The sequence below is a fragment of the Actinomadura macra NBRC 14102 genome (genome assembly GCF_001552215.1).
In the GTDB taxonomy this organism is placed as follows: Bacteria; Actinomycetota; Actinomycetes; order Streptosporangiales; family Streptosporangiaceae; genus Spirillospora; species Spirillospora macra.
The window spans coordinates 371,434-390,514 of sequence record NZ_BCQT01000018.1 but is presented as its reverse complement, the minus strand read 5'-3'; the positions used below and the strand labels follow the sequence as shown (position 1 = coordinate 390,514).

Below are 19,081 nucleotides of genomic sequence, written 5' to 3'. Positions count from 1 at the left end.
CGATCTGAGTGTAGAACCTGTTATTCGTGCTGGTCAACATCCGAGGACGACCTCAGGGGCCGACGATGAGGTCGATCGCCGCGATCACCCGGTCGCCATGACGCTCGGCCACCAGCCGGCACTCCGGGGTGAAGAGGAAGTCGGTCTCGTTGCGGGTGTCCCGGACGACGTGCTCGGTATAGGGCGCCACGGTCGTATGGATCTCGTCGCTGAGCTCGTCGTCGAGGTAGAGCTGGGCGGTGAGCACGTTGCGGCGCTCCCGGTAGACCTTGACGTGGACGTGCGACGTGCGGCTCACGTACCAGCCGGGGTAGATCGTGGTGAAACGGGCGATCCCCGCACTGTCGGTGGGTTGGGCACCACGCAGATAGGTGGCGTCGTCCGTACGCTTGGACTCCGGTTCGCCGTGGCTGTACGAACCGTCCGACGGGCCGGCGTCCCCGCCTGGCATTGGTCCGACCGGGAGCCCGTCGTCCCCCATCGGAATGGGTATCTCCATGCGGGAGATCTCCTCGAAGCCGGAGTAGACGCCGAAGGCGTCACAGTGCCAGACCTCGACCACCGCGTTGTGGACCGGGACGGCCTCGCCGTCGCGTATTTCGAGCACGCGCAGCACGAGGCGGGTCTCCAGGCCGGGCCGGTCCTCCCGCAGGTCGGTGCGCAGGAGGTCGACGTCGAACCAGTAAGGCCCGTCGATGGCCCCGGGAGTCGGCCCGGTACGCGGCGACCGGCCCAGCAGCACCGCCGCGATCTCGTCCTCCTGCGCCACAGCGACCTCTCGTTCCACGATGACCTCCCGAAATAGATCGAACGTTCGCTTGGTATGCTAGTCTCGGACGATGCCCCCGACCAGCGATACGGTCACACACGTACCCGAGCCGGTGTTCTCCGGCGTGCGCGCGGACCTTCCCGTGCCGGATGCCAGGCTGACCTACTGGGACACACGGCGGCCCGGCCCCACGGTTGTCCTTCTCCATCCGCATACCGGGAACGGGGCCGTCTGGGCGCACCAGCACGCCAAGTTCGCCGCGCGCGGCTACCGGACCGTCTCCTACTCCCGGCGCGGGCACTGGCCGTCCGAGACGACACCGCGGTCCGTGGCTGACACACAGCACACGGAGAACACGGAGAACACGGCTGCCACGGCGCCTTCCGGCGCCGACGACCTGGAGGCGCTGCGCGTCGAGCTCGGGCTGGAGCGGCTGCACCTCGTCGGCGCCGCGCTGGGCGGCGCGTACGCCGTGGACTACGCGCTGCGCTTTCCCGCCAGGGTCGCGACGATGACCCTGGCCTCCAGTCTGGCGGGGATCCGCGGGGCGGGCACCCTTCCGCCCGGCTGGGACGACCTGCCCGCCGCGGTTCAGGAGCTCGGCCCGGTCTACCGGGCGGCCGATCCGGCCGGAACCCGGCGCTATGCGGAGCTCACCTCGCTCCCCCGCCCGGCCGTCCCGCAGCCGCTCACCAGCGCCGGCACCGTCGCGGCACTGGCCGAGCTGTCGGTGCCCACGCTGGTGGTCGCCGGAGGGGCCGATCCCTACCAGCCACCGCCGAAGGCGCGGGAGCTCGCCCGGCACATCGCGCGGGCGGAGCTGGTCGTCCTGCCGGAGGCCGGGCACGTGGGCTTCTGGGAGTTCCCGCGGCTGTTCAACGAAGCGGTCCTGGAATTCCTCGACCGGCACCGGGATCAGCCGAACTCGCGCTGCAACGCGGCCCAGCGCCGTCCGCACTCGACCGAGCCTGCGACATAGCCCGCCGGGGCCTCCAGGTACGGCGGTCTGCAGGGCCCGATGTCCACCAGCCCGGCGTGCTGGAAGCGGACGTGTCCGAGCTGGATGCTGTAGTTGACGAACTCGGCCAGCCCGCCGCCCGCGAACATCGGCGCCTCCGCCCAGCCGACACGCCGCGAGACCTCCTCGGCCCGGTCCCAGTCCCGGCCGAGGACGGCCGTCTCCAGCGCGGCCATCGCCGCCGGCGCGCAGGCCACCGCCCCCGACCAGCAGGCGCGCGCCAGATCGGGATGTTCACGTGCGACGGGATACCAGTCCGGGGCGTTGGGGAGCACGCACAGGCGTCCAGCGACCGCCACGAGGTCGCGCTCCAGCGCCGGCCCGCCGGTGTGCTTGGCGGCGATGACCTCGGGAATGTCGGCGAGCCGCTCGTACGCCTCGGCCGAGATCTTGCCCTTGAACGCGGGCGGGTTGTCGTAGACGACCAGCGGGACGCCGGGCAGTGCCTCGGCGATGTCCCGGTAGTAGCGGACGATCGCCGCGTCGTCCATCGCCAGCCACATCGGCCGGCCGACGAAGAGGCCCGTGGCCCCGGCCTGGACGAGGGCGCGGCCGCGGTGGATCGTGTCGCGGGTGTTGAGCGTGGTGATCCCGGCGAACACCGGGACCCCGTCGCCGGCCGCCGCCACGACACAGTCCACGAACTCCTGGAGTTCCCCGGCCGTGAGGGTCGCGCACTCGCCGAAGGTGCCGGTGGTCATGAGCGTCGTGATGCCGTCACCGATCACCGTGCGGACCATGCGCTCGGTCTCGGGCAGGTTGACCGTGTGCTCGGCGTCCCAGCGCTCGGCGTCCGGGGTGGCCGGCGTGGGCACGATGCCGATCACGCCGGCCAGATCGGTGGCTGTGATCATCGGTGGGCCGCCACCTGCGCCGGTGCCGTCAGCAGTTCGCGCGCCGCCGCGGCGATCTCGTCGGCCCCGGGGTAGTACGCCCGCTGTAGCGGTTCGGGCAGGGGAATGTGCGTGAACGGCGGGGCGACGCGGCGGACGGGCGCCTTGAGCCAGGCGAACCCCGACTCGGCGGCCAGGGCCGCGATCTCCGCTCCCGGGCCGTAGGGGGCGACGGCGTCGTGCACGACCACCAGCCGGCCGGTGCGGCGCAGCGCGGCAAGGACGGTCTCGCGGTCCAGCGGCATCAGGCTCCGCAGGTCGACGACCTCGGCGTCGATGCCCTCAAGGTCGAGCAACCGCGCGGCCTCCATGGCCCGGGCGTGGGCGCCGCCCCAGGCCACGAGCGCGACGTCGGTGCCCGGACGGGTCACCGCGGCGCGCCCGATGGGCACCAGGTGATCGCCACCCGGAACCTCTCCCTTGACCCCCCACAGCGCGAGGCTCTCCAGCACGATCACCGGATCGGGGTCGCGGATCGCCGACTTCAGCAGGCCCTTCAGGTCGGCGGGGCTGCTGGCCGTCACGACCTTCAGGCCGGGCACGTGTGCGAGCCAGCCCTCCAGGCTCTGCCCGTGCTGGGGCCCCGCGGCCTTGCCGGCCGCCCCGATCACCCGCACCACCATCGGCACGGAGAACTCGCCCCCGGAGACCGAGCGCATCTTGGCGGCGTGGTTGACGAGCTGGTCGGCGGCGAGGGTGAGGAAGTCCGCGAACATGATCTCCACGACCGGGCGCAGGCCCGTCATGGCGGCACCGACGGCCGCTCCGATCAGTGCGCCCTCGCTGATCGGAGTGTCGCGCACCCGGGACTCGCCGAAGCGGTCCAGCAACCCCTTCGTGGCCAGGAAGGTGCCGCCGGCGCGTGCGACGTCCTCGCCGAAGACCACGACGGCGGGATCGCGCTCCATCTCCTCGCCGAGCGCCTCGGCGACGGCCTCGCGGTACTTGATCGTCCGGCCGGGCCCCGTGACGGCGGGGACCGGCTCCTGTGGCTCGCCGTAGACGTCGTCCAACAGGTCGCCGGGGGTCGCCTCGGGGTCGCGGAGCGCGGCGGCGGCCGCGGCCTCCAGCGATGTCAGCGTGTCCGCGTCGATCTCCGCGGCCAGCCCCTCCGGCAGCGCCGGGCGCAGCCGGTCGAGCGGATCGCGCCGCTTCCACTGCTCGACCTCGGCGCGGTCGCGGTACCGCTGCGGATCGCCCTCGTAGTGCCCGCTCGTCCGGTAGGTGACGCACTCCAGCAGGGTGGGCCCCGCGCCGCTCCGCGCACGCTCGACGGCCGTCTCGGCGGCGGCGCGCACCGCGAGCGCGTCGTTGCCGTCGACGCGCACCCCGGGGATGCCGTACGGCTCCGCCAGCCGGTACGGCTCGGCGGCCAGGTGCAGGTCCGTCGGCGTCAGCTCCGCGTACTGGTTGTTCTCGCAGACGAAGACCACGGGCAGCCGCCACAGCGCGGCGAGGTTCAGCGACTCGTGGAACGTGCCCTCGGCCACCGCGCCGTCGCCGAAGAAGGCGACCGCCACGTCGTCGCTGCCACGTACCTGTGCCGACCATGCCGCGCCGACGGCGATCGGCAGTCCGCCGCCGACGATCGCCGTGGCGCCGAGGATGCCGCTCCCCGGGTCCGCGATGTGCATGGAGCCCGCCCGGCCCTTGCAGTAGCCGGTGACCCGGCCGGTGAGCTCGGCGAACATCCGCCGCGGGTCCCCGCCCTTGGCCAGGCAGTGACCGTGGCCGCGGTGCGTCGTGGTGATGGTGTCGGCCGGGGCGAGCACATCGCACACCCCCGCCGCCACGGCCTCCTGCCCGAGCGACAGGTGCAGGTTCCCGCTGAGCTCGCCGGCGCGCAGCAGGCGGGCGGCGGTGGTCTCAAAGCCTCGGATCAGGGCCATCGTCCGGTACAGCCGGGTCACCGGTTCGCCGCTCATGACCGGTCCTCGAATTCCGCGAGGAGCTGGCCGACCTCGATCTCGGCGTCCTCCGCGACGTGGATCGCCGTGACGACACCGTCGACCGGCGCCTCCAGCTCGCTGGTGGCCTTGGCGGCCTCGATCTCGACCACGGGGTCACCGCGCCGTACGGCGTCGCCGACCTGGACCAGCCACCGGGACACGGCGACCTCGTCCATGGCGGTCCCGAGCTGGGGCACCACGAGGGGCACGAGTGCGGACTCCATTTGACACCCTTCTATATCGAACGTTCGGTTAGCGTGGATCCGGTGTGGTCCGGGGGAGGAAGGCCGCGCCCAGCAGCGTCGACGCCAGCGCGCAGACCCCGCAGATGACGAAGGCCAGAGAGTAGGAGTGATCGAGCGAGTCGAACGCCACGCCCTTCAGCGGATTGAACGGGACCGGGGATCCATTCGGGCCCGGCACCGTCGCGGGCACCGAGACCGCGCCCAGCGGCCCGGAGTTCACGCCCTCGATAGCGCCCTCGACCGCGGCCTGCCGTCCCGGCGGGACCTTGTCCGCGGAGGCGTTGAACGCCGCGAGCGCGCTCTGGAGGGCCGGGCTCGCGGCGACCTTCTCGCGGATGGCGGATTCGGCGCGGGAGAGCGCGATCGCGGCGAGCACGGTCGGCCCGAGCGTGAACCCGAAGTCGCGCAGCATGCTGGTCGTCCCGCTCGCCATGCCCGCGAGGTGCGGGGGCACGGAGTTGACCGCCACGGCCGTGGCCGCCGTCACCGATATCCCGAAACCGAAGCCGCTCGCCAGCATCGGCAGGGCCACGCTGGCGGTCGAGGTGTGCGTCGCCGAGATCGTCGCCGCCCAGAACGCGCCGACGGCCAGCAGGAAGGTGCCGAGTACCAGCAGCCACTTGGCCGGGTAGCGGCGCAGCATCCACGCGTTGAAGGGGAGCATGACGACCGCCCCCGCGGTCAGCGGCAGCATGCCGATCGCGACGTCCAGCGGTGAGTGCCCCTGGATGACCGCCATCCGGATGCTGACGGCGTAGCCGGTGCCGAGCTGGGCGAACATCGCGACGACCGTGATGATCGACACGATCGCGAAGTTGCGGTCGTGGAACAGCCGCAGTTGCAGCAGCGGCGCGGTGGACCGGGTCTCGGCGACGACGAACAGGACGAAGAACACCACGGAGACGACCAGCGCGCTCAGGATAAGCGGGTCGCCCCATCCGTCGGACGGGCTCTGGACCACGGCGAACAGCAGCGCGAACAGGGCAACCGCGATCGTCACCTGGCCGGGGGCGTCGAGCGAGCGCCCTTCCGGAGCCGACGAGTCGGTGGTGTAGAGCGCCGTGAAGACGAAGCTGACCAGCGCCACTCCCAGCACGATCAGCAGCGTCCACCGCCAGCTCGCCGTCTCGCTCCCGTTGAACTTCAGCTTGCTGACGGCGCCGCCGAGCAGCACCGCCACGGTGCCTCCGAGCGGCACCGCGACGCCCCAGATGGCGAGGCCGCGGGCTCGTTCCCGGGCGGTGAACGTGCCCGCGGCGACCATGGCCAGGGCGGTAGGGAACAGCATCGCGGCACCGATGCCCGCGAGCGCCTGCCCGACCCACAGGACCGCGACCCGGCCGCCGGTGGAGGTTCCCGTGCCCGGCGTGAGGACGGAGACGAACTCGCCCAGCGCCGTGACGGCCGCACCGATCATCAGCAGCCGCTTGCGACCGAACAGGTCGCCCAGTACGCCGAACGTGAGCTCCAGCAGGGTCACCGGTACGAGGAATGCCGCCGAGATCCAGGTCAGCTGGGAGGAGGACGGGCCGAGATCGGCCTGGAACAGGCCGTTGAGGACGCCGGGCACGGCGAGGGCGAGCTGCCCCACCAGGCCGGCGAGGGTCGCTCCGACGAGCGTTCCCGTCGTGAGCGCGGCGCTCGGGGTCTCGCTCTCCGGCACCTGTTGGATCGGGGGTTGCGGGGTGGTACTCATGACGGTCCTCCAGGTAGTGCGGATGGCCCCCGATCGGTGTTCGTCGTCGCAGCGCCGTTTCGTCAGCCGGCGCTGGAGAGAGGGGTGAACCACAGCCGCCACCGTGTGGTGCGGCGCTGCCACACCTCGGGGCCGCGGGACAGCAGCCCGGCCCGGCCCGCCTTCGCGAGGGCGGACTCGGGGTCGGCCTCGTCGCGCGGGACGTCGGTGGTGTAGAGCGAGCAGAAGCGCGGGTAGTCGCCGAAGGCGCTGGGGAGGTCGGCGACCCTCTCGTACCGGGCGTAGCTGCGGTAGCCGCCATGCTGGAGGATGTCGGGGATATGGCCGGTGTCGTAGAAGTCGGTGAACTCGGCCAGCTCGGTGTCGGTGGCATCGGACGGCGGGTCCACCCCGGCGACCAGCAGGCCGGTGACCGGGCCGGCCAGCGGCGCCGAGGCCGTGACCCTCCGCCACAGCACGCGCCACACGAAGCTCGCGGAGCTCCAGACCTCGGGGCCCGCAGTGTAGGTGCGGGCGTTGAGGCCGGGGTCGCGCTGCCGCTCCAGATAGCCGTCGACCTGCCGTTCCTCCTCGATCGGATAGAGCGCGAGCCACCGGGGCGTCACGGGGTCGGGCTCATGATCGAGCTCGTAGCGCAGCGGCACCCCGAATCCGGGGTTGGCCGCCAGCACCTCCTTGACGTGCACCTCGTCGTAGAAGCCGTGGAACCGTGCGATGTCCTCCGGCGTCGCCCCTGCCGCCGTGGTCATTCCGACCATGCTGAGGAAAGGGCTCCAGTTCCGCGCCGCTGACTCTCCGGACTTCATCGCCGCCTCCAAGCTCGCCGCCACGTCGGTCAACTGCGGGCAGACTAGCCGATCGAACGATCGATCACAAGAGATCACATCATCCCCGATCACCCCGTCGTCGCTGGCCACCGGCCTGTTCCGGCGACGGTCCGACGACGGATCGATTGCTCGGTCGCAGGCCAACCGCTGTGCCAGAGCATGGGATTACGCCGACCGGCAGCCGGGCATGCAGGCGAGAACACCGGCCCAACGCGCCCCGGGGAGGCGACATGGTGCTGGACCAGCCCACCGGCCACAAGGCCACGACCCGCCGCTTCCTTGAGGAGGACCGCGGCGGGGACCGCGTGCACGAGTACGGCGAACTGTGCACCGCGGACTACGTCGAGCACGACCCGGCGATGCCCCACGAGTCGGTGGGCGGGGCTACAGGAGCAGCTCGGCTACGGCTCCGGCCCTCCTCCCGCGCGACAACGGGCCCTGACGGCCGCACCTGAGGCGCGCTCCGCCTTCGCCCGGGCCCATCACCGTGGCGCGAGCCCCTCGACCACCAGTCGCAGGAGACGATCGGGATCGGCGGTGGCGTAAGGGCTCGCGGCGCCCGCCCCGCAGGCCAGGGCGAACACCTCGGCGGGGGTGACATCGGACCGGATGGCGCCGGCCTTCTGCGCTCGGACCAGGAGCACACCGGCGGCGGCGCGCATGCTTTCGACGCCGGCGTTCAGGTCCGATTCCTCCACCGCGGCCGCGGCCAGGATCGATTCCGCGAGGCCCCGGTAGGCCGACGCGCACCGGCCGAACTCCTGCAACCACTCGATGAGCGCCTCGTGCGGCGCGTCGGAGTCGGCGAGCCGCTCCGCGTTCTCCCGCAGGCTCGTGACCTGATCGTGGATCAACGCCTGGAGGAGGGCCTCGCGGGTCGGGAAGTGCCGATAGACGGTACCGATGGCGATCCCGCAGGTACGTGCGATCTCCGCCAGCGAGGCTTGCACTCCCTGTTCGCGGAAGGTCGCGTCCGCCACCCGGAGGAGCTGCTCGCGGTTATGGCGCGCATCGGCACGCATCGCTCTGGCTCGCGGCACAGGGCCCCCTCCTTAAGGTGATAGCCTCTCACTATTGCTTAAGTGAGAGGTTCTCATCCTACAGGAGGACGGATGGAGACAGCAGTTGGCCACCTTGGCCTGTGGACCCTGGCCCTGGACGCACAACCCGCCACGCGGGTACGCGAACTGGCGGCCGAGATCGAAGGGCTCGGCTTCGGCGCCCTATGGATCGGCGAGGAGTTCGGACGCAACGTGCTGACGCAGGCGGGGATCCTCCTCGCCGCAACGAACGATCTCGTGGTCGGCACCGGGATCGCCAACATCTTCTTCCGCGACCCCATCGCCATGGCCGCCGCGGAACGCTCCCTCGCCGAGGCGTATCCCGGCCGGTTCGTCCTCGGCCTCGGCGGACATCGGGTCGATGACCGGCCGCTGACCTACCTGGGGCATCGCGTCCCCTCCGCCGGACGTCCCGTCTCGACGATGGGCGCCTACCTCGACGCGATGGACGCGGTGCCTCTACAGAGCCCTCCCCCGGCCGTCTCCAACCCCCGGGTCCTCGGCGCACTCGGACCGAAGATGCTGAACCTGGCCGCCGAAAGGACCAGCGGCGCGCTTCCCTACCTCGTGCCGGTCGCCCACACCGAAGACGCCCGCGCCCGGCTCGGCCCTGACGCGCTGCTGGCCGTCGAGCAGGCGGTCGTCCTCGATCCCGACCCCGGCGCGGCCCGTGACCTGGCACGCGCCCATGTCGGCAAATACCTCGCGCTCGGCGGCGCGCACGTCAAGGACATGCTGCGTTTCGGCTATACCGATGACGAGCTGTCCGGCAGCCCGGACGACCGCGTCGTCGACGCGCTGGTGGCGGGAGGTGGACGCACAGCGCTCGACGCCATCGCCGAGCGTGTACAGGCCCACTTCGACGCCGGTGCCGATCATGTCTGCCTACAGGTTCTCACCACCCAGCCGACCACCGCGCCAATAGCCGAATGGCGCGAGCTGGCGAAGCTCACCGCCCTACGACAGCGAACCAGCACATCATCCCGTCACCCTATTCAATGATAGGCGAGGGTGCCCTTTCTGATGTAGGCGAGGTCGTGCGGACCCGTGATGCCGACATACGGGCAGGACGCCGGCCCTTCTCGGAGACTAAGCGTGGGATCGTCGGGGGCAATCCACAGCAGGCGTCCGGACGCAAGCCAGGGTTCGAGGTCGAAGTCCCAATCCGCGGGCCAGGGAACGTTCTGCGACCAGCCCTTCCACTCCCCCGCCTCATCGTAGACGTCGTATTCCTTGGTGCCCCAGATGTTCTCCAACCGCACGTCCGGCCGGGGGCCGAAGTAGGCGATGGACCAGCCGGTGTGGCGGCCGACCATTGTCTGCGAAATGACAGCGCGGACATCAGGGGATTCCAGGATGCGCGGGACGACGTACGGGGCACCGGGGCCGGGCTTGCACAAGAACGGCGCGTACGTCACGGGCGTGGTGATCCGCATCGCGCCGGTCAGGGTGAGCCAGGTTCGGGGGAGCTTGGCCGGATGACGGCGGACGGGTGCCTCGTAGTTCCAGAACCAACCGTCGAGGTCGACTGGGTCCATCGGCAGCTCGACCGCGGCTCCGGTGTGCGGGTCGCGGGTGAGAGGAATCTCCGGGAGCCACTCGCTGTAACGGTTCGTCAGATCATTGCGGTGCTCCCGGGCTTCGGCGAGCGCACGGTCCAGGTCGTCCGACTCGGCGTCGTCCTCGGCGAGCCGCTCGATCTGTTCCTTCCAGTGGTTGCCGACGTCGAGCAACTCGGCTCGGATGGCCAGCCCTTCGGCGTCCAGGGGACCGCTCATATCGGTACTCCGTCTCCGCCGACCACGGACACCGGCTGGTTCGGGGTGAAACGCACGACAGGCTCCATGTTCGGATTGGCCGGTGAGTGATTGTATTCGATCCTGTCGCGGATGCCCTGGTTGACCTCGTTCTCCGGCACCCAGTACTTGTGCGCGCCATGGTTGACGCCCATGTCGTTGTCCATCATCTCGCGGATCGTCTGTTTGTACTCGTTGGGTGTCAGCTGCTCACCGCTCGGATGATGACGGATGTCATAGAGATCGTTGTCTCCGGCGAACGGTTTGGGCTGCCCGTCCTTGGGATCGGTACCGCGCACCACGCCATCGTCGCCGACCTCCAGTTTTCCTTTCTGCCCGTATTCTTCCATCGCGCCCTGCTGGTCGTAGTACTCCTCGTGCCGTTGCCGGTAGCGGTCGTTGAGCCCCTCCCAGTCCTTGTCGGACATCCCGTCCGGCTTGGTCTTGGGAGGCGGATCGGGCTTGAAGTACCCCACCTGGCCTTCCTTGCCCTTGAGATCCTGCTTGAGCATCACATCGTATTTGTTGATGGTCTTCGACTTGACGAACTGCGGCTTGGGAATCGCGTTTCCATGCCGGAGATGTTTCAGCGATTCGGGGTTCACCGGACGGACGTCGATCTGGAGCTTCTTGCGTTCGGCGTACTCCTGGAACTTCTTCTGGTCCTTGCGCCGGATGCCCCATCTGTTCTGGATGTCACGGGGGCTGTGCCGCGGCTTGGGCGCCGCACCGCCGAGGTTGTTGCGGCGAGAACCCCGTGGAAAGGGACCGCCGCGCCTGCGCGGGCGACGGAGAAATCGCACGGCCGCACGGCCGATGACACCACCGACCTCGCCCGTCCCCCTGCCGCCGCCCCGCTTGGCCCCCACGGCCGACCTCCCGGTGTCCTAGTCGTTGAGAATCGCGTTCAGTGCCAGGTCGATGAGCTGGTCGACGATGAAGCCGGTGATCTCCTTGAAGATCGGAATCTCGGCGAGAGACGCCCCGAACGTCGCGGGGGCCGTGGCGATGGCCTGGGCGATCTCCACGGCCAGGATCACGAGCTGGACGATCGTGTTGATCTTGAGATACAGGACGATCGCCGCGCAGACGATCAGGCCCGCGCCCATGAGCTGGGCCGCGGTGCGCGCGTCCTCCAGGTTGGCACGCGGCGCCTCGGCGCCCGACCACGCCTCCTGGAAGGCGGTGACTCCCTCGGCCTGGGCGGCCGTCCAGACGAGCTGGGCGTACCCATGGGCATCTCCGACCGGTCCACCGAGAGTTCCGGCGAAACGAAGCCATGCCTGGCCCATGTCGAGCAGCTTGGTCTCGTCGGCCTCCGGCCACGTGAAGCCGAGCATCGACAGCAGCGATGCCAATTCACCGGGCAGCTGGAGGCCCATCAGAGGAAGTCCTTGACGCGGTTGACCTCGATATGCGAAACGTCCTCCGCCTCGCGGTAACCGTGCGCCATCTCCTGGACGCCCGTGGCGTATTCACCGACCGCGTCGGCGTTGTCTCCCAAGCACTCCTGGAAGACCTCGAAGATGGCTTGATAGCAGCCACCGATGAGCGAGCCGATGTCGTCCTGGCCCCACGGCTGACCGAACGAGTCCAACTCGCCTCGGAACTGTTCCCAGTGGGACCGCACCCCTTGGGCCGCCTCGTCGAGGCGGCGGCCGGTCTTCAACATCTGCTGGTGGTCGACCCTGAGTTCGGGTGCCATGAGATCTCCAGGTGTCGCAGACTTACTTCGGCTGTGCGCTGTTCATCAGGCTTTGCAGGGACGCCGCATATTCGCGGAGTAGTGTCACCCCGGTCTCCTGGACGGCGCGAACTCCATCGGCGAACTCGGCCGAAGGCTGGGCGGCTCGACGGGCGCGGCTCTCGGCCTCGGCGAGCGCCTCGTTCACAGCCGCGCACACCCCGTCCGCGACATCGACGAGACCGAGGCCCTGATCGAGGACGAGCCGCACGACCTGGCCGTCCCAGGACGCGACGGCGTGCACGCGGCCGTTCACCGCGGACGCTTCGGCCCGTTCGTCGGCCTGCCCTCGGTGAGCGGAGGCCACTACAGCCCGGGTCTGCTCGAACAAAGTCTCCAGATCCGGCGGCTCGAAAGAACCGCGCATTGTGGCACGCCGATTGATCTGGGCGACGGCCTCCCCGAGCGAACTCGTCATCCGCTGCATGCCGATCAGACCGTCGTCCAGGACGCCATCGAGCTCCTGCCGGATCGATTCCATGTCCACGTACGGGACGTCCTCGGCCCTTGCCGATAGAGCACGCCCCTGCTTCAACGCGGCATTCACCACGGCGGCGAGGCGGTCGGCCAGTTCGGCCGGCTCCAAGCGCAGCAACCGGGCGTCCAACTCGATGTTCTCGACTCGCCGATTCACAGCGGTCACCCGGATGCGCTCGTCCTCGGAAGTGGCGACCGCCCTGAGCGGGATGCCCCTGACCGGTGCCTCACCGCTGTCGCCATCGGCTCGCAGGGCCGCCAACTTCTGGCGTGCCCGACTGATCTGATCGTCCATGCCCCCGCCTGGTCCTCGCAAAATGAGATCAGCGGCTTTCGACGCTATCAGCGAGAACGATCTTTCATCCCGACCGTCCGGCTCCGGACACCCAGGAATAATCCACGGCTCCCTGACTCGGTAAACATTTCGAACATCATCGCAATATGGCCTTCGTTTATCGACGCGCCGAAGCTCCTGGTGGACGGGCTGGCCGCGACTAGCGGGTCCGGCCTCACCACAAGGTCGGGATGCGGTGGCCGTTTGCGACTCTTCTGAGATTCGCCAGTCGTCCGGTTCGCGAACCTTCGACCGGGGGAAGTCCTACTTCGATCAGGGCCGGGTCGAGGATCTGTCGGTCACGGAGACCACCGCGACCGCCAAGGTCGTCGGTTCGAATTCCTACGAGGTGGATCTCTACCTGACCGGCACGGGAGTCAGCGGCGGCTGCACCTGCCCCCAGGGAGCCGACGACAGGTTCTGCAAGCACTGCGTGGCGGTCGCCCTCGCCTGGCCGGCGCAGCCGGGAACGCTGATTCCGCCCGAGCCGCCGGAGAAGATCACCGATGCCCGGCTGCGCGCCTTTCTCGCGGGCCAGGACCATGGGTGGCTGGTCGAAGAGCTGTTGTGCGCAGCCAAGATCCACCCCATGGTGCGCGCCCGGCTGGAGGTGACCGCCGGCGCCGATATGCATGACGTTCTCGACGCTCAGGGCCTACGCCACCGTGTGGGGCGCGCGATCAAGGTCGCGTGCGTCCCTTCCTACGAGGATCTCGAAGAACGGTTCGCCAAGGCCGAGGCGGTCCTGGGAGCGAGGCCATCGAGTGCCACTGCTGGAGGCGGCGAAGGAACGCGCGATCTCCCACCCCGCCGACGTGATCCCGCTCTTCGTCGAGCTGGCGGAGCGGGAGATCACGAGCAAGCAGAAGCAGGGGTACTCGCGGGCCGCGCGACTGCTCGCCGAGGCACGGCTACTGGTCGAGCGGGACGGCGAGCACGGCGGCTTCCGGCGCGAGTTGGCCTCCCTACGCGCTCGGCACAAGGCCAAGTCCGCTCTCAAGAACGAACTTGACCAGGCTGGATTGCCTTGAAGGGATCCCTTCGGTCGTGGGAGAGCACGGGGTCGGTCAGCTGACCGGTTCCCGCGCCGGCCGCCGTACGTCCGGCCGGCGATCTAGCCGGCGCCTCCGGGAGAGCTACCGCGCCGACGCGCCAACAGTGTCGAGACGGCGACCGCGACGATCAGTGCCGCGCCGTTGAACACGGCGGGGACCCACTCCGCGGCGCCGGCGAGCGTCAGGCCGCTGACCGACACGGCGACGAACAGGGTGCCGACGACCGCGCCCAGCACGTTGTAGCGGCCCGGATCGATCGCCGTGGCGCCCAGGAAGACGGCGGCGAGCGCCGGAAAGAGGAGGTCGACGCCACTGTTGACGAGCCCGCCACCGTTCCGGGCGGTGAGGATCACGCCCGCGACGCCGGCGAGGCCACCCGAGATCCCGAGCGCGCAGAAGGTCAGCGCGGTGACGGGGATGCCGACCAGCCGGGCGGCGGACGCGTTGCTCCCGACCGCATAGAGCCGCCGGCCGAAGGCGGTGTGGGCCAGGACGAACCAGCAGACGGCGGTCATGAGCGCCACCAGCCAGATGACCCGGGGAAGCCCGAGCAACGTGAGCGACCCGAAGTCGCGCAGCGGCTGCGGGATGTCGCGGACCAGGTCGACGCCGTGCGTGTACCACTGCACCAGTCCTGGGAGAAGCGTGGCCGTGCCGATCGTGATGATGAAGGCGTTGAGCCGCAGAAGGGCGACGAGCACGGCGTTGACCAGACCGATCAGCACGCCGGCACCCACGCCGCACAGGACCGCGAGTACCAGAGGGGCCTGGTGGTTAGCCATCATCGCGGCACAGACGATCGACGACACCAGCGACGTGGCCGCGATCGAGAAGTCGAACTGCCCGCATGCGAGCGGAAAGACCGTGGCGATGGCGAGCACCGAGACGACGGCGATGCTCGCGAGTACCGACTGGATGTTGGCGGTGGTGGTGAAGGCCGCCGAACTCGCGGGCAGCACGCTGAAGAACACGATGACCCCGGCGAGCAGGAAGACGAGTCCGTATCGTTCCCCGAACGCGCTGAGGCGCCTGGTCCTTGCGACGACCGGCTGATCCGATGCCGATTCCCGCGTCGATTCACGCAAGCGGGTGCCGCTCATGATGCCTCCTTGTCCGCATATGAGTATTTGACGATGTCGCGAACGGAGATCTCCGTTCCGGAGAGCTCCGCGGTCACGCGTCCCGCCCTGAGGACCACCACCCGGTCGCAGAGGTGAGCCAGCTCTTCGACATCGGACGAGGCGACGATCACGGACGTGCCGGTCGCGGCGACCGTGCGCACGCGCTCGTAGATGTCGGCGCGGGTCATGACGTCGACGCCCTGGGTCGGTTCGTCGAGGAGCAGGACGCGAGGGGCGCGCTGGAGCCAGCGGGCGACGACGGCCTTCTGCTGGTTGCCGCCCGAAAGGCGGGCCACCGTCTGGTCCGGGCCGGTCGTCTTGATCTGTAGGTCGCCGATCATGTCTGCGGCCACGGCCCGCTCGCGTGAGCGGGAGAGCCGCAGCCAGCGCACGTAGCGCGCCAGCGTGGCGATGGTGATGTTCTGCGCGACCGATGACTCGTGGAAGAGGGCATCGGCGAGCCGGTCCTCGGGCACGAGCGCGACTCCGCGGCGCATGGCCGTCTTGATCGACGGCGACGTCACCGCCTCACCCTCGAGCTTCAACGTCCCGGACGTCGGGCGAACGGCGCCGAAGATCGTCCTCAGCAGCGTCGACCGGCCGGACCCGAGGAGACCGGCAAGGCCGACGATCTCCCCGGCTCGTACGTCCAGGTCGATGTTGCTGATCCGGCCGGCCGACAGCCCTCGTGCTTCGAGCACGGGAGCCGGACGGACGGACGGCTCCGGCTCGGCCGCCGAGCTCGGGTGACGCTCGTCGCCATAGAGCGTCCCCAGGGAACGGCCGGCCATGAGTTCGGCGAGTTGGAGCTGGTCCAGCCCTTGGGTGCCGCGGGTGGCCGCGACCACACCGTCGCGGAGGACGGTCACCGAGTCGGCCACCGACAGCACCTCGTCGAGCCGGTGGCTGACATACAGGATGGTCTGTCCCTGCTTCGCACGCCGGGACAGCCCGTCCAGGAGGATGTCGACCTCGTGGTGGGGGAGGCTGGCCGTCGGTTCGTCCAGGACCAGAACCTGGTCCGGGTCGTCATCGGCCAGCGCACGCGCGATCGCGACCATCGCGCGATCCGCGGGACGGAGGGTGCGCACGGTCGCGCCGGGATCGACGTCGACCTCGAAGCGCGCGAGCAGTGCCCGCGTGCTGTCGTGCAGCCTCCGCCACGCGATCCGGCGACCACCGCGCTTCGGAAAGCCTCGGGCGAAGGCGACGTTCTCGGCGACGGTCATGTCGGGCAGGAGTCCGAGGTCCTGGTGCACGAACCGCAGCCCGGCCTCCCGGGCCTGGACCGGAGTGAACCCGGACAACTCGACCTCGGAGCGGCCAGGACGGCTGAGCACGCCGCTGTCGGCCCGTTCGATCCCGGCGAGGACCTTGATCAGGGTCGACTTACCCGAGCCGTTGCCGCCGGCGAGCGCGTGGATGTGCCCCCGAGTGAGCTCGAAGGACACTCCACGCAGCACCGACGCCGGCCCGTACGACTTGTTCACCCGCGCCACCGCGAGCGATGCCGGTGGTGCGGCCACCGGCGCCGAGCCGGCGCCGGTGGCCGCACCGGTGTCCGGGGAGGTCACAGTCCCCACGCCCGTCGATAGGCCGACCTGAAGTCGACCGGGGCCTGGTACGCGCCGGCGCCCGGCAGGTTCTTGTCGTCGATGATCTGGAAGCCCATGCCCGCCGGCGCCGGGGCCTCCTTGGCGAAGGCCCGGACGAGCGTGTCGATCGAGGCCCAGCCGTACCAGTCGATCGGCTGCCCGACGGCCGCGCTCTGGCCCTGGTTCTGGCGGATCAGGTTGAGGTTCGGCGGCAGCCCCTCGCCGCCGATCAGCTTCAGGTCCGCCCGGCGCGGCGAGCCGGCGACGGCCTGGCCGGCGCCCGCGAGCACGAGCGAGTCCAGCGGCACCGCGACCCAGTTCGCCTGCGGGTTCTTGAGCAGCGCCGATTCAATGATCTGCCGGGCGTTGCCGAAGGTCTGGTGCGTCACCTCGACGGTCTTGACGGTGCAGTCCGCGCACCCCTTCATTCCCCGCTGGAATCCCTTGTGCAGGGCGGCACCGATGTTGGTCCCCACGAAGTCCAGCTCGATCACGGTCGCCTTGCCGCCGGAGCGCGCTTTGATCCACTCGGCACGAGCCTCCCCGATCGCCTCCTGATACGCCTCGTTGGTCGCGTGGCTCTTGGAGGGAACGACCGACGCGGTGAACATCCGCTCGCCGGTGGCGCTCTGACCGGTATCGCAGTCGAAGCCCCAGAAGTTGATCGTGGTGATCTTGGCGGCCTTCGCCTCGCTCAGCGGCTCCTTGACGGCCACGCAGTCGATCGCCTCGGTGATGATCGCGTCGACCTTCGCCGCGGTCCCCTGGCGGACGCAGCCGGCGAACGCGCCGCCCGCGTTGAGCTTGCCGTCACAGATCTGGGCGGTCCAGCCGAGCGCCTCGGCCGCCTGCTTCGCGCCTTCGGCCCCGGTCTGGCAGCCGATGGCGCTCTGGCCACAGGAGACGATCCAGACCTTCTTGCCGGCCGCCACCGCCGGCGCCTTCGTCGGTGGCTGCCCATAGGTCTCGGTTCCGGTCAGCGCCTTGAGCGCCGTACTCGTGGTGTCCGCGGTGCTTCCGGACGACGATGTGCCCGACGATCCACAGGCGCCGAGCGCGAGCATGAGAACGCCTATCGCCGCCATCGCCTGGATGCGGTGTGAGCCTGCCACTGTCGTGTCTCCTCAATCTGACCTGCGCGGTGCGCGGGTTCTCGTTCGCTGGTTCGCCGACTGATCCGGCCAGCCGAGGCTGTGCCCGAGGGGCCCGGTCGGCCCGGTCGGCTCGCTGACCGCGAGGTCGGTCGCAGGTGAAACCCGGACATGCCGGACTCGGGGTGAATGAGATCGGAGGAGGCTCTCAGGGGCGCGGGGTCACCGCGCTGAAGGAGTCTCCACCAAGGACGAGGTCGTCATCGCGAAGCAGGTCGAGCCAGCGGGCAGCCGCCGTCGGCGGCGGCGCGCCCGTCGCCGTCGCCACTCCCCATCGTTGATCTCTTGTTCGCACAGCGGCGTTCTGTGCGCAGTGCGGTCGAAGCTATGTGGCTCCCGTCACCACTGTCAAGGGATTCGAGCGTTCTACCTGCACCTCAACCCCGATCTGCTTCTGCCGTACAGTTGTGCGCTATACGGTTGCCATCGGGTGTGTTCAGACGTACTGGAGAGGTTCCTATGTCGCGCGACAAGACCAGCCCCGACTTCGTGGAAGCGCTGGCCCGCGGCCTCGATGTCATCAAGGCGTTCGGCTCTCATCAGCGCGCGATGTCGCTGACGGAGGTCGCGGGCGAGACCGGACTGGCCCGCGCGACGGCGCGCAGGATCCTGCTGACCCTTGAGCAACTCGGGTACGTACGATCGACGCCGGCCGGTTTCCTGCTCACCCCGCGCGTCCTCGAACTCGGCGTCGCCTACACGCTCTCGGCCGGCCTCTGGGAGATCGCCCAGCCCCATCTCCGGGAGCTGGTCATCGCCACCAACCAGGCGGCGTCGGTCGCGCAGCTCGACGGAGCGGACATCATCTACGTGGCACGCGCCGCGGTCCCGAAGGTCGTCGCCACGACCATCACCGTCGGAACACGATTCCCCGCCCGAAGCACCGCACTGGGGAAGATGCTGCTCTCCTCGCTGGCACCGGACGACCTCGCGCACGCCCTGGCGACACCGTCCACGTCCTCGGTTCCGGCGTTTCGGGAGCAGCCGATCGAGCTCCTGGAGGACGATCTGCGCGAGATCAGGTCACGAGGGTGGGCCGCGACCAATGAGGAGATGTCCCCGGGAGTGTGTTCGATCGCCGCGCCGATCCGGGACGGTGACGGCGAGGTGATCGCGGCGGTGAACCTGAGCGCCATCGCGGCAGAGGTCACGCACCAGAAGATGACAGAGGAATACCTTCCGCTCGTCCTGCTCGCGGCGAGCGAGATCGGCCGCAACTACACCCTCATGCGGAACACGCCCCAAGAGCTGGTCTCGACACGCTCGACCCCGCGCTAGTGCGGAGAACTCGCTCATAGAATCGGACGGAGCGGCGTCATGGTCGGCGTGTAACGGGGGCATACGGTGCGC

The 19,081-nt window shown here is 69.6% G+C and carries 20 protein-coding genes; 5 read left to right on the top strand and 15 right to left on the bottom strand.

Annotated features, from left to right (window positions below; genetic code table 11):
- Positions 1-52 precede the first annotated feature (52 nt).
- A complete protein-coding gene (locus tag AMA02S_RS29350; RefSeq protein ID WP_157430897.1) occupies positions 53-787 on the bottom strand; it encodes a peptidase associated/transthyretin-like domain-containing protein in 735 nt (244 codons plus the stop codon).
- Positions 788-839: 52 nt separating this feature from the next.
- Here AMA02S_RS29350 and AMA02S_RS29345 point away from each other — a divergent pair, with 52 nt between their 5' ends.
- Positions 840-1,748, top strand: a complete 909-nt coding sequence (locus AMA02S_RS29345) for an alpha/beta fold hydrolase (RefSeq protein WP_067464357.1) — start codon at positions 840-842, stop codon at positions 1,746-1,748.
- Here the strand turns inward: AMA02S_RS29345 and AMA02S_RS29340 are convergent.
- From AMA02S_RS29340 to AMA02S_RS29320, 5 genes are all read right to left on the bottom strand, one after another.
- The gene (locus AMA02S_RS29340; protein WP_067464354.1) at positions 1,685-2,641 is read right to left on the bottom strand and encodes a dihydrodipicolinate synthase family protein; all 957 of its coding nucleotides are present in this window, start codon (positions 2,639-2,641) and stop codon (positions 1,685-1,687) included. The genes AMA02S_RS29345 and AMA02S_RS29340 overlap by 64 nt on opposite strands.
- Positions 2,638-4,605, bottom strand: coding sequence for an alpha-ketoacid dehydrogenase subunit alpha/beta (locus AMA02S_RS29335; RefSeq protein WP_067464351.1), 1,968 nt, complete (start codon positions 4,603-4,605; stop codon positions 2,638-2,640). Before AMA02S_RS29335 ends, AMA02S_RS29340 begins: the two co-directional genes overlap by 4 nt.
- Positions 4,602-4,853, bottom strand: coding sequence for a lipoyl domain-containing protein (locus AMA02S_RS29330; RefSeq protein WP_067464348.1), 252 nt, complete (start codon positions 4,851-4,853; stop codon positions 4,602-4,604). Before AMA02S_RS29330 ends, AMA02S_RS29335 begins: the two co-directional genes overlap by 4 nt.
- 28 nt (positions 4,854-4,881) lie before the next feature.
- Entirely contained in the window at positions 4,882-6,570 is a 1,689-nt protein-coding gene (locus AMA02S_RS29325) for an MFS transporter (RefSeq protein ID WP_084265721.1), read from the bottom strand.
- Positions 6,571-6,632: 62 nt separating this feature from the next.
- Entirely contained in the window at positions 6,633-7,319 is a 687-nt protein-coding gene (locus AMA02S_RS29320; protein WP_157430896.1) for a hypothetical protein, read from the bottom strand.
- A 308-nt stretch (positions 7,320-7,627) separates the two neighbouring features.
- On the opposite strand from AMA02S_RS29320, the gene AMA02S_RS29315 reads away from it, so the two are divergent.
- On the top strand, positions 7,628-7,852 hold the full coding sequence (locus AMA02S_RS29315; protein WP_067464342.1) for a hypothetical protein: 225 nt from the start codon (positions 7,628-7,630) through the stop codon (positions 7,850-7,852).
- Between the two features lie 27 nt (positions 7,853-7,879).
- On the opposite strand, the gene AMA02S_RS29310 is transcribed toward AMA02S_RS29315, so the two are convergent.
- Positions 7,880-8,437, bottom strand: coding sequence for a TetR/AcrR family transcriptional regulator (locus AMA02S_RS29310; RefSeq protein ID WP_157430895.1), 558 nt, complete (start codon positions 8,435-8,437; stop codon positions 7,880-7,882).
- A 72-nt stretch (positions 8,438-8,509) separates the two neighbouring features.
- Between AMA02S_RS29310 and AMA02S_RS29305 the strand changes: the two genes are divergently transcribed.
- Positions 8,510-9,460, top strand: a complete 951-nt coding sequence (locus tag AMA02S_RS29305; protein ID WP_067464337.1) for a TIGR03620 family F420-dependent LLM class oxidoreductase — start codon at positions 8,510-8,512, stop codon at positions 9,458-9,460.
- On the opposite strand, the gene AMA02S_RS29300 is transcribed toward AMA02S_RS29305, so the two are convergent.
- The 5 genes from AMA02S_RS29300 to AMA02S_RS29280 are packed head-to-tail and all read right to left on the bottom strand — an operon-like array spanning position 9,454 to position 12,770.
- Positions 9,454-10,236: a hypothetical protein gene (locus tag AMA02S_RS29300; RefSeq protein WP_067464334.1), complete on the bottom strand. Its 783-nt coding sequence runs from the start codon at positions 10,234-10,236 to the stop codon at positions 9,454-9,456. The two genes, AMA02S_RS29305 and AMA02S_RS29300, sit on opposite strands and share 7 nt — an antisense overlap.
- On the bottom strand, positions 10,233-11,123 hold the full coding sequence (locus tag AMA02S_RS29295) for a hypothetical protein (RefSeq protein ID WP_067464331.1): 891 nt from the start codon (positions 11,121-11,123) through the stop codon (positions 10,233-10,235). The genes AMA02S_RS29300 and AMA02S_RS29295 overlap by 4 nt, the downstream gene beginning before the upstream one ends.
- Before the next feature lie 18 nt (positions 11,124-11,141).
- Complete coding sequence (locus AMA02S_RS29290) at positions 11,142-11,636, bottom strand: WXG100-like domain-containing protein (RefSeq protein ID WP_067464328.1); 495 nt, start codon at positions 11,634-11,636, stop codon at positions 11,142-11,144.
- Complete coding sequence (locus AMA02S_RS29285; protein WP_067464325.1) at positions 11,636-11,959, bottom strand: hypothetical protein; 324 nt, start codon at positions 11,957-11,959, stop codon at positions 11,636-11,638. Before AMA02S_RS29285 ends, AMA02S_RS29290 begins: the two co-directional genes overlap by 1 nt.
- Positions 11,960-11,981: 22 nt before the next feature.
- A complete protein-coding gene (locus AMA02S_RS29280) occupies positions 11,982-12,770 on the bottom strand; it encodes a YbaB/EbfC family nucleoid-associated protein (protein ID WP_067464322.1) in 789 nt (262 codons plus the stop codon).
- 803 nt (positions 12,771-13,573) lie between these two features.
- On the opposite strand from AMA02S_RS29280, the gene AMA02S_RS29275 reads away from it, so the two are divergent.
- Positions 13,574-13,840: a hypothetical protein gene (locus AMA02S_RS29275; RefSeq protein ID WP_067464319.1), complete on the top strand. Its 267-nt coding sequence runs from the start codon at positions 13,574-13,576 to the stop codon at positions 13,838-13,840.
- 83 nt (positions 13,841-13,923) lie between these two features.
- On the opposite strand, the gene AMA02S_RS29270 is transcribed toward AMA02S_RS29275, so the two are convergent.
- Genes AMA02S_RS29270 through AMA02S_RS29260 form a run of 3 tightly spaced genes read right to left on the bottom strand, consistent with a single transcriptional unit; the run spans position 13,924 to position 17,692 of the window.
- The gene (locus tag AMA02S_RS29270) at positions 13,924-14,964 is read right to left on the bottom strand and encodes an ABC transporter permease (RefSeq protein WP_067464316.1); all 1,041 of its coding nucleotides are present in this window, start codon (positions 14,962-14,964) and stop codon (positions 13,924-13,926) included.
- Positions 14,961-16,559, bottom strand: a complete 1,599-nt coding sequence (locus AMA02S_RS29265) for a sugar ABC transporter ATP-binding protein (protein WP_218005152.1) — start codon at positions 16,557-16,559, stop codon at positions 14,961-14,963. Before AMA02S_RS29265 ends, AMA02S_RS29270 begins: the two co-directional genes overlap by 4 nt.
- Positions 16,556-17,692: a sugar ABC transporter substrate-binding protein gene (locus AMA02S_RS29260; protein WP_084265720.1), complete on the bottom strand. Its 1,137-nt coding sequence runs from the start codon at positions 17,690-17,692 to the stop codon at positions 16,556-16,558. The genes AMA02S_RS29265 and AMA02S_RS29260 overlap by 4 nt, the downstream gene beginning before the upstream one ends.
- Before the next feature lie 498 nt (positions 17,693-18,190).
- Here AMA02S_RS29260 and AMA02S_RS29255 point away from each other — a divergent pair, with 498 nt between their 5' ends.
- Positions 18,191-19,009: an IclR family transcriptional regulator domain-containing protein gene (locus AMA02S_RS29255; RefSeq protein WP_067464313.1), complete on the top strand. Its 819-nt coding sequence runs from the start codon at positions 18,191-18,193 to the stop codon at positions 19,007-19,009.
- Positions 19,010-19,081: the final 72 nt, after the last annotated feature.